Origin of the sequence: Pseudomonas prosekii (assembly GCF_900105155.1) — a bacterium.
Lineage (GTDB): Bacteria > Pseudomonadota > Gammaproteobacteria > Pseudomonadales > Pseudomonadaceae > Aquipseudomonas > Aquipseudomonas prosekii.
In genome coordinates this window covers 2,452,909-2,464,395 of sequence record NZ_LT629762.1, presented here as the reverse complement: position 1 = coordinate 2,464,395, position 11,487 = coordinate 2,452,909, and the positions used below count along the sequence as shown (strand labels likewise).

Here is an 11,487-nt window from a genome sequence, read left to right as displayed (position 1 = left end):
CATTCAACATTTTTAGTGTCTGGGCCGGCTTGATCGCGAGCAGGCTCACTCCTACAGTGGCGGGTGTTTAATCCGATTGTTATCGGTGTTTTCTGCTTGTTTTTAGACGGAAGGGCTTGAGGCGACTTTTAAAGCCGATATTTATCGGCTATAAAGTCGCCACTTGCCTCCCTATAAAAATGATCAGGAGATGATTCATGAGCCGTATCGTTACCGTCGCCGCTACCCAGATGGCGTGTTCGTGGGACCTTGAAGCCAACATCGAGACCGCGGAAAAACTGGTCCGTGAGGCAGCGGCCCAAGGTGCGCAAATCATTCTCCTGCAGGAATTGTTCGAGGCGCCGTACTTCTGCCAGAAGCCGAATGCGGATTACCTGCAATTGGCGACGACGGTTGAAGACAACGTCGCGATCAAGCATTTCCAGAAAATCGCCAAGGAACTGCAAGTGGTGTTGCCGATCAGTTTTTATGAACTGGCGGGTCGCGCGCGGTTCAATAGCATCGCGATCATCGATGCCGATGGCTGCAACCTCGGGATTTATCGGAAAAGCCACATCCCGGACGGCCCTGGCTATCACGAAAAGTATTACTTCAACCCGGGCGACACCGGTTTCAAAGTCTGGAATACCCGTTACGCGAAAATCGGCGTGGGCATTTGCTGGGACCAGTGGTTCCCGGAATGTGCGCGCAGCATGGCGTTGCTCGGCGCGGAAATTCTGTTCTACCCGACCGCAATCGGCAGCGAGCCGCACGACAAAACCATTTCGTCCCGCGACCATTGGCAGCGCGTGCAACAGGGCCATGCCGGCGCCAACCTGATGCCGCTGATCGCCAGCAACCGCATCGGCAACGAAGAGCAGGACGGCTACGACATTACGTTTTATGGTTCTTCGTTTATCGCCAATCAGTTCGGCGAGAAGGTGCAGGAATTCGATAAAACCGAAGAAGGCGTGCTGGTCCAACGCTTTGACCTCGACGAGCTGGAGCACATCCGCAGCGCGTGGGGCTCATTCCGCGATCGTCGCCCGAACCTATACACTGCGCTGAAAACCCTCGACGGTTCCCTGGAGTCCTGATTCTGATGACCACTTTAAACAGCACCCCGCGCGCCGATGGCTTCTACATGCCAGCCGAGTGGGCGCCGCAAACCCAAACCTGGATGATCTGGCCCGAGCGCCCGGACAACTGGCGCCTGGGTGGCAAACCGGCGCAAGCCGCACACGTCGCGGTGGCCAAGGCTATTGCACGTTTTGAACCGGTGACTGTGGCGGTGTCCGCCGGCCAATACGAAAACGCCCGCGCGCGCCTCGATGTGCCGAATATTCGCGTGGTCGAAATGTCCAGCGACGACGCCTGGGTCCGCGACACCGGCCCGACGTTCGTGATCAATAACAGCGGCGAAGTGCGTGGCGTGAACTGGGATTTCAACTCCTGGGGCGGTTTTGACGGCGGTTTGTACGCGCCGTGGAATCGCGACTCGCAGGTTGGCGGCAAGATTCTCGAAATCGAGCGCAGCCAACGTTATCGCACCGAAGGCTTCGTGCTCGAAGGCGGTTCGATTCACGTCGATGGCGAAGGCACGCTGATCACCACCGAAGAATGCCTGCTGAACCGCAATCGCAATCCGCACCTCAAGCGTGCCGAGATCGAAGCGGTGCTCAGCGCAAATCTGGCTGTGGATAAAATCATCTGGCTGCCGGACGGTTTGTTCAACGACGAAACCGACGGCCATGTGGATAACTTCTGCTGCTACGTGCGTCCGGGCGAAGTATTGCTGGCCTGGACCGATGATCCGCAGGACCCGAACTACCCGCGTTGCCAAGCTGCAATGAAAGTGCTGGAAAGCAGCACCGACGCCAAGGGTCGCCCGTTCACAGTGCACAAAATGCCGATTCCGGGGCCGCTGTATGCGACCGAGGAAGAATGCGCCGGTGTCGATCCAGTGGACGGCACGCAGGAACGTAATCCGACGGTGCGCCTGGCGGGTTCCTACGTGAACTTCCTGATCGTCAATGGCGGCATCATTGCGCCGAGCTTCAACGATCCGTTGGACGGCCCGGCGAAAGAGATCCTGCAAACGCTCTTCCCGCAGCACGAAGTGGTCATGGTGCCGGGTCGCGAACTGTTACTGGGCGGCGGCAATATCCACTGTCTTACCCAACAGCAGCCTGCGCCGCACAACGATTGAGTGCAGTTGTAACAGCTTGAGTTGCCTGCAAATTCAGGCGGGCAACGATTGCTGAGCAGCGCTGAAACACCGAGCCCGCAGCCCGTAAGGATTGCGGGTTTTTTTGTAGCTGCGCATTTCTGAATGCGACAGATTGGCACAGCTCTTGTATCTGTCCTGAGGCAAATACAGGGAGGGAAGAACGGCGACGTTCTGTCACAAACGTTGGATACGTTAGCCGCTCACAATCCGGGAGAGAGCGCCGAAATGAACGCCGAAGTGAATGTAGCGAGCGAACGGGCACTGCATCCCCTGGCAGTCAACAGCGAATCGCGGCAGGTCCTTGCGCAGTGGTTGAAGTCCAATGGAACGCGTCAGATCAGGGAACCTGATCCGCGCCGGATGATGATCGAGCGCTACCCCGCCGGTTTATTCAGCGAGGCGGAACTGCAAGCGTTGTGGGATGTGATGGAAGGATAAAAGCAACAGCCATGGATTGCCGAAAGCGCTGCCGGGAGGGCGGCGCTTTTTTTATGGGTGAGATTGCGCGACCGCTGAAGATCCGAAAATGTGCGAGTGAGCAGGCTCACTCGCACAGCGATTGCTGCGGATTCAGAAGCTGTAAGTCCCGGTCACCACCAAGCTACGTGGCGCACCTGGCTGGATCTGAAACTGGCTGGTCGCCGATGAGTAATAGGTTTTGTCGCTGATGTTGTTCAGCGCCGCGCGCAAATCCCAATCCTTCTGGCGGAACCCGGCCAGCGCGTCCCAACGGCCATAACCGGGCAGCACAACCGTGTTGAGGTTGTCGGCATACCGGTCGCCGACCAGGGTCAGGCCGGTCTCGGCGTACCAGCCCATTTCCGGTTTCCACGTCAGGAATAGGCTGCCGTTACGTTTGGCCACGTTGCTCACGCGTTTGCCTTCGAAGCCGTTGTTGTCCTTCTCCACCGTCGCGTCCTGCAAACCGACGCCACCGCGCACGTACCAATTGCCGCCGAGCTTGCCGCTGGCGGTCAGTTCGATACCGCGCGAGCGTTGCTCGCCAGTCAACAGCGTCACGGTCGGATTGAGCGGATCACTGGTGCGACGGTTGTACAGTTCCAGTTCGTAGATCGCCAACGTCGTGCTCAAGCGCTCATCGAGCCAGTCGCTTTTCACGCCGATTTCTTTCTGTTTGGTCAGCTCCGGGCTCAAGTCATTGCTGTTGCCGGTCGCGCCCGGCGTGATGCCGATCAAGCCACCGCCGACCGGCGAAAATGTCTTGGTCCACGAGGCGTAGAAGGAATGATTCTGCAGCGGCGTCCAGACAATGCCGACACGCGGACTGGTGCTGTGGCTGTCGCGATCTTCGGAAATGTTTCGCAGTTTGTTGGTCGACTCGATGTCGAACGTGTCGTAACGCAAACCGCCGAGCAACTGCCATTGATCGTTCAGGCGCAACTGATCCTGCACGTACACCGCGCGGCTTTCGACTTCGGTGTGGTTGTCGCTGGCCACCTGCATGCGCCCGGTGTGGCGCAAGTCGCGATTGGGGTTGTACAAGTCCAGCGCCGGCACCGCTTGAATGCCGGGGCCGCGTCCGGTCGCAGCGTTGTAAAGCTTCGGGTCGCGGCGCTGGCTGCCGATTTCGACGCCGGTCAGCAAGCGATGCTCCAGACCAAAAGTGTCGAAACCACCTTCCAGTTCGACGTTGTTGAAAACGTTGCGCGTGCTCAGGTCCTGCTGCCAGTGCTGGCGTAAAACGCTTTGGGTCGCCCCGGAGTAACCGGTCAGGTAAGTGTTATCGAAATCGCTGTCGAGCTTGAACACGCCCAGGGTATGGCGCAGTTGCCAGCTATCGCTCAGCTCGTAACTGAGTTTGGAGCGTAGGGATTGTGACTTGTCGTCGATGTAATCGTGCTCACTGCCGTAGGTCGTATCCCGTCCTACATCCGCCGGGCGACCATTTACACCGGGGATTCCGCGATCCGGCGTACGGTTGTAACGGCTGTATTCGTACTGCACCAGCCAGTTCAGGTCCGGCGTCAGTTGCCAGCTCATCGACGGCGCGAACAATTGGCGATTGCCGCTGACGCCATCGCGAAAGCTGTTTTCATCCATGTTGCCCATGTTCAGGCGCAGGCTGATGTCGTCGCTGACGTCGGTGCTCAAGTCCGCATAAAGACTGCGCAAATCCTCGCTGCCGCCCTGCGCTTCAATGGTCGAGCGGCGGCCGAATTCCGGCAGTTTGCTCACTCGATTGACGATCCCGCCCTGGCTGCCACGGCCGTACAACACGGCGGCCGGGCCTTTGAGCACTTCGATGCGCTCGATGTTGTGCAAGTCGCGCACGTATTGGCTGTCGTCGCGAATGCCGTCGAGGTAGAAGTCGTTGCTGGCGTCAAAACCGCGAATGCGCAAGCTGTCGAAACGCGTGTCGGCGCCGCTGCTGACGTTGGGGATACCGCTGAGTGCAGTGCCGAGGTCGTTGGTGCCGTAATCCGCTACGTTGGCGGTTTTAATCGAATCGATGGCTTGCGGCACGTAACGCACCGCAGTGGCGGTGCGTGTAGCGGTGCTGGTTTCCTTTACGCGCGGGTCGTCGGTTTCAGTTTCGATTTCGGCGCTGATCGACGTGGCGGGTAAAACGGTGGTCGCGGCGCCGGCAAATCCGGCAGACAACAAGGCAGAGAGCCCAAGGGTAACGGGCGAAAAACGCAAGTGGGCAGGCATCTGGAGCGCATCCGAGAGGGTGAAGGAATTCGAGCGCGCGAATGGTAATGCTTGTTATTTACTTCTGTTATTTATTCTTGGTAAGCGCTTGTGAATGATTGTTTCCAATTGTGTCTGGATTGATACACGGTTTAGTAGTCTTGTCTGCCGGATGTACAAACTCGCCGCGCACAGTCTGCTTCTCTCACCAAACGCTTGGCCTGGACGGTTGTATCCACTGATTTCAAGACAATCCCTGCAACAAACTGTCGCGCACAAGGCTTTTCTTAGACGTTTTTTGCCTATTCTCAGACGATTCATGAAATTGACACGGCGTTAAGCGCGCGGCTAGGATTCATGCCAACGCCTGTGGCCAACCGCCATGACCCAAAAAACAATAAAAAGGCCCGTCACGGATTGCTCGTGGGCGGGCCTTTTTGTTTCGGGGTGAAAAAAGAGCGCAACAGCGCCATTTCCGCCGTTCGGCGCAGCGCGTATCAACCCGTAATAAGGAAAAAAACAAATGTTGAATAAGCGCATCAGTTTGATCGCTCTGGGGATGTTGAGCGCGACACAAGCCATGGCTAACGACCAGGCCGAATCCAAGGGTTTTGTTGAAGACAGCAGCCTAAAAGTGCTGTTGCGCAACGCCTACATCAATCGTGATTACAAGGACGGCAACCCGGACAAAGCCGAATGGGGCCAAGCGGCCATCGGTACTTACTCGTCCGGTTTCACCCAGGGCACGGTCGGTGTCGGCGTCGATGCTTTCGGTCTGTACGCACTGCGTCTGGACGGCGGCAAGGGCCGCACTGGCGCCCAAGGTATCGACTTCTTCAAACAGGGCGCCAGCGGCAACGCGGCGGACGACCTGTCCAAGTTCGGCGGTGCGGTCAAATTCCGCATCTCCAGCACTACGCTGACCTACGGCGACCAGATGCCGGAGTTGCCGGTGTTGAACTACGACAACTCGCGCCTGCTGCCGGAAAGTTACACCGGTACGTTGATCACCTCCAAAGAAGTCAAAGGCCTGGTGCTGAACGCCGGTCACTTCACCGCCGAATCGCGCAAGAGCGCTGAAGGTCGTGACAGCGGTGGCTTGAAGTCGATCAACGTGTTGGGCGGTAGTTACCAGTTCACCGAGCAGTTCAAAGCGGCGGTCTACGCGTCCGACGTTGAAGACGTATTGAAGAAGCAATACGTGAACGCCAACTACGTGCTGCCGTTCAACAAAGAACAATCGCTGACGCTGGACTTCAACGGCTACCGCACCAAGTTGGATAACTCGTACGTGCGCGAAAACGGCGTGACGGGCGACGACAACAAGATCTGGAGCCTGGCCGCGACGTTCGCAACTGGCGCGCACTCGTTTACCCTCGCGCACCAGCGCAGCACTGGCGACAGCAACCTCGGTTATGCGTACGGCGGTTACCAGCGCGGCCAAAACCGTGTCGGCGACGGCGGCAACACCATCTACCTGGCGAACTCCTACTGGTCCGACTTCAACGCCGAAGACGAGCGCAGCTGGCAGTTGGGCTACGGTCTGGACTTCAGCACTTACGGCATTCCGGGCCTGAGCTACAACTTCGCTTACGTGCGCGGTGACAACATCACCACGTCCACCAGCGAGGGCGGCACCGAGCGCGAGATCTTCAACCAGTTCAAGTACGTCGTGCAAAATGGCCCGGCCAAAGACCTGAGCGTAAGGTTGCGCAGCTCGGTTCTGCGCGTGTCGCAGAAGTCCAGCGAGTACAACGTCAGCGGCAACGAGCTGCGTGTGTTCGTCGACTACCCGATCAACATCTTCTGATGATCGGCTGAGTTAAAAAACTCAGAAAAAACCCCGACTGGTTCGGGGTTTTTTTTCGCCTGCATTTTGCTCAAAACGATCTAAAGCTGTTCTTTTTGGCATAAAAAACGGCGTTCAAGGCAACTTGTTACGCCGCTTCAAGCAACGCTTGAGATGCCTGAAATTCTTTCTCATGGGCCGAAAATCCCGCACCTAATAGATTAGGTCGCTCAATGCAGCGGAGACTAGTAATGATCGTTTTAAACAGAGAAGTTGGCGAATCGCTAAGGCGCGACAAATTTGTCAACGTCCAGGGTGGTGACTTCAATCTCTACGGTCATTTCGCCGACTTCGTTCGACTGACCAAGAGTTGGGAAAACATGGAGCCGGACAGTTACTACGGTCAGGCCGAATCCGGTATGCGTTTTCGCCGTTACAGCGACTTCGAATACAACCCGGTGACCCGCGATCTTAAGCAACTGGAACACCGCGCGTATGTGCAATCCAAAGCCAACAACAGTTACGTTGGCGGCATGGTTCGGCACTTTCAGGACTTCTCCGAAGAAGTGATCAACTCGCCGGTGATGCGCAGCCTCATCGACATCGATTTCGAAGTGTACAAAAATGTCTTGCCGCCGGAGTTGCACGATGAAATCTGGCAATGCCAGATCCATCAGATCCGCATCGAAATCAAACCCGGCAAACAACTGGAAATCACCCCTGAAGGCATTCACTGCGACGGTTATCCGTTCAGCGGCGTGCACTTCTGGGGACGCAACAATGTTGATGGCGCCGAGAGTCGTTTGTACTCCGCGCATCAGGAACAACTGGCGTCGACGACTTACCAGGAAATCCTCGACACCACGTTTTTCCTTGATCGCGACATGCGCCATTACGTAACGCCTGCACGCAATACCCATTCGCACGACATGGCGTATCGGCAGATTCTGGCGATTTCCTTTTCGCGGCCCGGGACCGCTTTCGACATTGTTCGCTGAACAGTTCGACCCCATGGACGACGCCGCGGCATCGGTGATGCTGTGGCGCGCGAACGCCAAGGATGCGCTGCGCCTGGAGCGCTTCTTTCGGCAGTTCGACGAAGTGTCGTTTTGCGATTGGCAGGACGCCAAATGTTTGCGCGGTGTGTTGATGCAGAAAACCACCACCGCTTACCTCGCGCTCGACCTCAACGGTGAAGTGGTCGGCGCGGTGCTTGGCGGCATGCTCGGCAGTCGCGGCACCATCAATCACTTGGCGGTGAGCCCGCTATACCGCGCGCAAGGCGTGGGCCAACGCCTGGTTGAAGCGGCGTCGGCAGACATGAAACGCGTCGGCGTGCTGCGGATGTTCCTGTTCGTCGACGATGCTAACCTTGCCGGCAAGCGTTTTTGGACTGCCCAGGGTTTTTGCGAGCCGCGTGGCGAAACGACCTTTGAGAGGGACCTATGAATGAGACGTCCAGCAGCCCGCCGCTGATGGTCGAGCCACAGCCATCGCGCACCTTTGCAGAAGCCAGCCCGGTAGTGGCCGGTTACTTCACGGTGTCGTTCGTGTTTGGTTTGATGGCGGTCAACGCCGGGTTGCCGGTGTGGCTGCCGGTGGCTATGTGTCTGTTTGTGTACGCTGGCGCTTCGCAGTTTGCGGCGTTGGCGCTGATCACCAGCGGCGCTTCGCTGACCACGATTATTCTCACGACGTTTCTGATCAACGCGCGGCATATGCTGATGTCGGTCTACATGGCGAAGGCCTTGCGCGCATTGGGCCTCAGTCGATTTGAACGCTGGTGTTACGCCGGTGGCCTGACCGATGAATCGTTCGCTTTTCACAGCGTGAAACTGGGCAGCGGCGCGCCGGTAAACGTGCGTTACCTGATCGGTTTCAACTTGTTTTGTCACACGTCCTGGGTGCTCGGCGGTTTGCTCGGGGCGATCTGCGCGCAGTACGCGGCGCACCTGATCAAATACCAACTCGATTACGCCCTGACCGCGATGATGCTGTATGTGCTGGTGTCGCTGTGCAACACCCGCAACAAATTGATTGCCGCGGCGGCCGCGGTAGTTTGCATGGGTGCGCTGAGCCTGGTCGGCAGCTCGCCGTTTAACGTGTTTATCGCCACATTTGTTGGCTGCGGGGTGGGCGTATGCCTGACCAAACGTTCCTGATTCTGGTCGTCGTGTTGATGATGGCCGTGACCTTCCTGCCGCGCGCGTTGCCGCTGCAAATCAACACCGAGCATTGGCCGCCATTCGTTGCCCGCGCGCTGGAATACCTGCCGGTGGCGATCGTCGCTGCCATCAGCGTCACGCCCTTGTTGATCAAGGACCAGCATGTGCAGCTCGATCGCCCGGAATTCTATGCGGCAATTCCGACGTTGTTATGTGCGTATTTCAGCAAAAACCTCTTTCTCAGTGTGGCGGTTGGGACGGCTGCGTACATTGCGCTCGGCGCGTTCATGCAGGCGTAAATCGACCACATCGCTCAACGCCTGGCTGGACAACTCAGGGTTATTTACCGCGAGGCGCACTTCGAGGTAATCCTCGAAACCGGGAAAAATAGTCAGGCCATTTTTTTGCGCGGCGGTGCGCGAAACCATGCCGATGCCGTCCATTTGCGGGATCAACGACAGCGTCAGGGTTTCGCTGCACGAATAAATCATCCGTTGGCCAGACTCGTTATTGCCAAGGCCGGCGTCGAGAAAGCGCAAAAAGCTGTGGGAATACGGACAATCGTCTGCAGGACGAACCTGAAACTTGTCACCCAGCAGCACCAGCGGATCGTTTTCCTGACCGCAATGCGCGCCGACCACTTGAACCTGCACATCCGGCAACAAAATACTCGGCATGCCCGGTTTTTGCGGACCGATCAGCACCGCCAGGTCGAAGTCTTCATTCTTCAACTTGCTGAGGTTTTCCATCGACTCAGCGTAGGAAAACTCCAGCTGATGGTCAGGAAACACCTCGAACAGGCGTCCGATCATGCGCCGATTGAAGTCTTCCGACAGCGTGGTGTTCAACGCCACCTTCAACGTGCGCTGCCCCGGCGCTTTCAACGCCGCGACTTTCTCTTCCATCTGCCGCGTCGCCACCAGGACTTTGTCCATGTACGGCGTGAGCTCGGTGCCCTGCGCCGTCAGGGTCAAACCCTTGTTGGAACGTCGAAACAGGCGAAAACCAAACTGCTCTTCGACTTTGTTCAACTGCGCGGCCAACGCCTGCACGGTCAGACAGGAATGCTCCGCCGCCGCCGACAACGAGCCGGTCTGCACGATGCGCATAAGGTTGCGTAAGGTTCTGCTATCCATGGGGTAATGCCCTCTAAAGTGGGCTGGCAATTGTTGTTTACCTTGCGACCGATCCGGCGCCTGTGCCGGCTATATTCCTGCACCTGAGCATAGTTGTCGCGGGTTTAGTAGCGAATTGATTCCGCAGCCGATGGCTGGAGGCTTACACAGGATCGGGGTTTTTGGTGGGGTGGGGTGATTGGGGTCAAATAAAATGTTGGGTATGCGGGCATGACTCTGCACCTCCTGAACGACTTCAGAATTCGTTCCCGAATAAAATATTCATAATCCTCCGTTTCTGTACTAGTCTCAGGTCACGATATTCAAAAAGCAGGCCCATCAAATGCCTACCTCTTCCACAGCCCAAACCCCGGAACAACAACTCGACACTGCCGAAGCCGGCCGTGTTGCGCTCAAGTTCTTCTTCAATCTCATGGAGCGTTGGGGCTGCAGCGCCGAGCAGCAACGCACGTTGCTGGGCAAAGTCGGCAACACCACGTTCTACAAGTACAAACATCTGCCGCCGAATGTGCGGTTGCCCCGTGACACGCTCGAGCGTATTTCCTATCTCATGGGCATTCACAAGGCGTTGAGCATCATCTTCAGCAACAGCCGCGAGCGCGTTTACAAATGGGTCAGCAGCCCGAATACCGCCGCGCCGTTCAATGGCCAAACCGCGCTGGATTACATGCTGGTCGGCCGCGTCGTCGACATCGCTGACGTGCGCCGCTACCTCGACGGAGTGCGCGGTTGATGGCGCCGGAACTGGTCGAGCCGCAGTGGCCGCGGGCCTATCGGATCGTCAACAGCTGCTTCCCGCCGATCTCGTTGTTCGAAGACGTGCTCGATCCCGAAGACCTGCCCACGGCCTACGCCCTCGAAGCGCTGACCAACGATCGATTGATGGAAGAGGCCGGCGTGCTGTCGCGCGTTCGTCCCGAAGACCGAATCTCCGGCCCCGGCTCCACGCCGGTCATGGCCGCGTTCACCCACATCGGCAAAAGCAGCCGCTTCACCGACGGCACCTTCGGCGTTTACTACGCCGCGAGCAGCCAGGCTGCGGCGATTGCTGAAACGAGCTACCACCAGGAACGGTTTCTCGCCGCCACCAACGAGCCGGACCTTGAGTTGACCATGCGCACTTACGTCAACAAAGTGTTGAAACCGTTACACGACATTCGCCAGAACTACCCGCAACTGCATGATCCTGATACCAGCGCTTATGGACCGTCGCAGGCGTTCGCCCGCCAACTGCGCGAAACCCTGTCGTGGGGGCTGCTGTACAACAGCGTGCGCTTGCCGGGGCATGAATGTATTGCAGCGTTCCGCCCGCCGGCAGTGTCGATTCCGAAGCAGGGCAAGCACATTCGGTATGTGTGGAGTGCGAGCAGCCGGAGGATTTCGTTTGTGTTTGAGGTGAGTGAGGTTTGAGTTTTAACGGCGAGACAGTGGTGGGTAGGGGAGGAGCGGGTGGTTCGATAATCGTTTTTATGAAAAAAATCTTTTATTTAGCGCTGTGTAAAAGAGCCCCGATCAGTTCGGGGCTTTTTCATGCGG

The 11,487-nt window shown here is 57.4% G+C and carries 12 protein-coding genes; 10 read left to right on the top strand and 2 right to left on the bottom strand.

Annotated elements, in window-relative coordinates:
* The first annotated feature begins 197 nt into the window (after window positions 1-197).
* From aguB to BLU01_RS11235, 3 genes are all read left to right on the top strand, one after another.
* Window positions 198-1,076, top strand: a complete 879-nt coding sequence (gene aguB, locus BLU01_RS11245) for an N-carbamoylputrescine amidase (RefSeq protein ID WP_092274863.1) — start codon at window positions 198-200, stop codon at window positions 1,074-1,076.
* Between the two features lie 5 nt (window positions 1,077-1,081).
* Window positions 1,082-2,188, top strand: coding sequence for an agmatine deiminase (aguA, locus tag BLU01_RS11240; protein WP_092274860.1), 1,107 nt, complete (start codon window positions 1,082-1,084; stop codon window positions 2,186-2,188).
* 246 nt (window positions 2,189-2,434) lie between these two features.
* Window positions 2,435-2,647 (top strand): hypothetical protein, encoded by a 213-nt coding sequence (locus tag BLU01_RS11235; RefSeq protein ID WP_092281576.1) that lies wholly within the window; start codon window positions 2,435-2,437, stop codon window positions 2,645-2,647.
* Window positions 2,648-2,779: 132 nt separating this feature from the next.
* Here the strand turns inward: BLU01_RS11235 and BLU01_RS11230 are convergent, their stop codons facing one another.
* Complete coding sequence (locus BLU01_RS11230) at window positions 2,780-4,882, bottom strand: TonB-dependent receptor (protein ID WP_092274857.1); 2,103 nt, start codon at window positions 4,880-4,882, stop codon at window positions 2,780-2,782.
* Window positions 4,883-5,384: 502 nt separating this feature from the next.
* Here BLU01_RS11230 and BLU01_RS11225 point away from each other — a divergent pair.
* The 5 genes from BLU01_RS11225 to BLU01_RS11205 all read left to right on the top strand — a co-directional run bounded on the left by BLU01_RS11225 (window position 5,385) and on the right by BLU01_RS11205 (window position 9,114).
* Window positions 5,385-6,671 carry an OprD family porin gene (locus BLU01_RS11225; protein ID WP_092274854.1) on the top strand — a complete coding sequence of 429 codons (1,287 nt, stop codon included), beginning with the start codon at window positions 5,385-5,387 and terminating at the stop codon, window positions 6,669-6,671.
* Window positions 6,672-6,901: 230 nt separating this feature from the next.
* Entirely contained in the window at window positions 6,902-7,648 is a 747-nt protein-coding gene (locus BLU01_RS11220; protein ID WP_092274851.1) for a 2OG-Fe dioxygenase family protein, read from the top strand.
* 13 nt (window positions 7,649-7,661) lie between these two features.
* A complete protein-coding gene (locus tag BLU01_RS11215) occupies window positions 7,662-8,099 on the top strand; it encodes a GNAT family N-acetyltransferase (RefSeq protein ID WP_178076641.1) in 438 nt (145 codons plus the stop codon).
* Window positions 8,096-8,812, top strand: coding sequence for an AzlC family ABC transporter permease (locus tag BLU01_RS11210; RefSeq protein ID WP_092274848.1), 717 nt, complete (start codon window positions 8,096-8,098; stop codon window positions 8,810-8,812). The genes BLU01_RS11215 and BLU01_RS11210 overlap by 4 nt, the downstream gene beginning before the upstream one ends.
* Complete coding sequence (locus BLU01_RS11205) at window positions 8,791-9,114, top strand: AzlD domain-containing protein (protein WP_092274846.1); 324 nt, start codon at window positions 8,791-8,793, stop codon at window positions 9,112-9,114. Before BLU01_RS11210 ends, BLU01_RS11205 begins: the two co-directional genes overlap by 22 nt.
* On the opposite strand, the gene BLU01_RS11200 is transcribed toward BLU01_RS11205, so the two are convergent.
* Complete coding sequence (locus tag BLU01_RS11200; protein ID WP_092274843.1) at window positions 9,025-9,951, bottom strand: LysR family transcriptional regulator; 927 nt, start codon at window positions 9,949-9,951, stop codon at window positions 9,025-9,027. The two genes, BLU01_RS11205 and BLU01_RS11200, sit on opposite strands and share 90 nt — an antisense overlap.
* A gap of 322 nt (window positions 9,952-10,273) precedes the next feature.
* Here BLU01_RS11200 and BLU01_RS11195 point away from each other — a divergent pair, with 322 nt between their 5' ends.
* Window positions 10,274-10,684 carry an MbcA/ParS/Xre antitoxin family protein gene (locus tag BLU01_RS11195; RefSeq protein ID WP_092274840.1) on the top strand — a complete coding sequence of 137 codons (411 nt, stop codon included), beginning with the start codon at window positions 10,274-10,276 and terminating at the stop codon, window positions 10,682-10,684.
* A complete protein-coding gene (locus tag BLU01_RS11190; RefSeq protein WP_092274837.1) occupies window positions 10,684-11,361 on the top strand; it encodes an RES family NAD+ phosphorylase in 678 nt (225 codons plus the stop codon). Before BLU01_RS11195 ends, BLU01_RS11190 begins: the two co-directional genes overlap by 1 nt.
* Window positions 11,362-11,487 lie beyond the last annotated feature (126 nt).

What these genes read in the sequence shown, in the direction of transcription:
- aguB (WP_092274863.1), top strand. Translation starts at nt 198, where the DNA reads ATGAGCCGTATCGTTACCGTCGCCGCTACCCAGATGGCGTGTTCGTGG.
- aguA (WP_092274860.1), top strand. Translation starts at nt 1,082, where the DNA reads ATGACCACTTTAAACAGCACCCCGCGCGCCGATGGCTTCTACATGCCA.
- BLU01_RS11235 (WP_092281576.1), top strand. Translation starts at nt 2,435, where the DNA reads ATGAACGCCGAAGTGAATGTAGCGAGCGAACGGGCACTGCATCCCCTG.
- BLU01_RS11230 (WP_092274857.1), bottom strand. Translation starts at nt 4,882, where the DNA reads ATGCCTGCCCACTTGCGTTTTTCGCCCGTTACCCTTGGGCTCTCTGCC.
- BLU01_RS11225 (WP_092274854.1), top strand. Translation starts at nt 5,385, where the DNA reads ATGTTGAATAAGCGCATCAGTTTGATCGCTCTGGGGATGTTGAGCGCG.
- BLU01_RS11220 (WP_092274851.1), top strand. Translation starts at nt 6,902, where the DNA reads ATGATCGTTTTAAACAGAGAAGTTGGCGAATCGCTAAGGCGCGACAAA.
- BLU01_RS11215 (WP_178076641.1), top strand. Translation starts at nt 7,662, where the DNA reads ATGGACGACGCCGCGGCATCGGTGATGCTGTGGCGCGCGAACGCCAAG.
- BLU01_RS11210 (WP_092274848.1), top strand. Translation starts at nt 8,096, where the DNA reads ATGAATGAGACGTCCAGCAGCCCGCCGCTGATGGTCGAGCCACAGCCA.
- BLU01_RS11205 (WP_092274846.1), top strand. Translation starts at nt 8,791, where the DNA reads ATGCCTGACCAAACGTTCCTGATTCTGGTCGTCGTGTTGATGATGGCC.
- BLU01_RS11200 (WP_092274843.1), bottom strand. Translation starts at nt 9,951, where the DNA reads ATGGATAGCAGAACCTTACGCAACCTTATGCGCATCGTGCAGACCGGC.
- BLU01_RS11195 (WP_092274840.1), top strand. Translation starts at nt 10,274, where the DNA reads ATGCCTACCTCTTCCACAGCCCAAACCCCGGAACAACAACTCGACACT.
- BLU01_RS11190 (WP_092274837.1), top strand. Translation starts at nt 10,684, where the DNA reads ATGGCGCCGGAACTGGTCGAGCCGCAGTGGCCGCGGGCCTATCGGATC.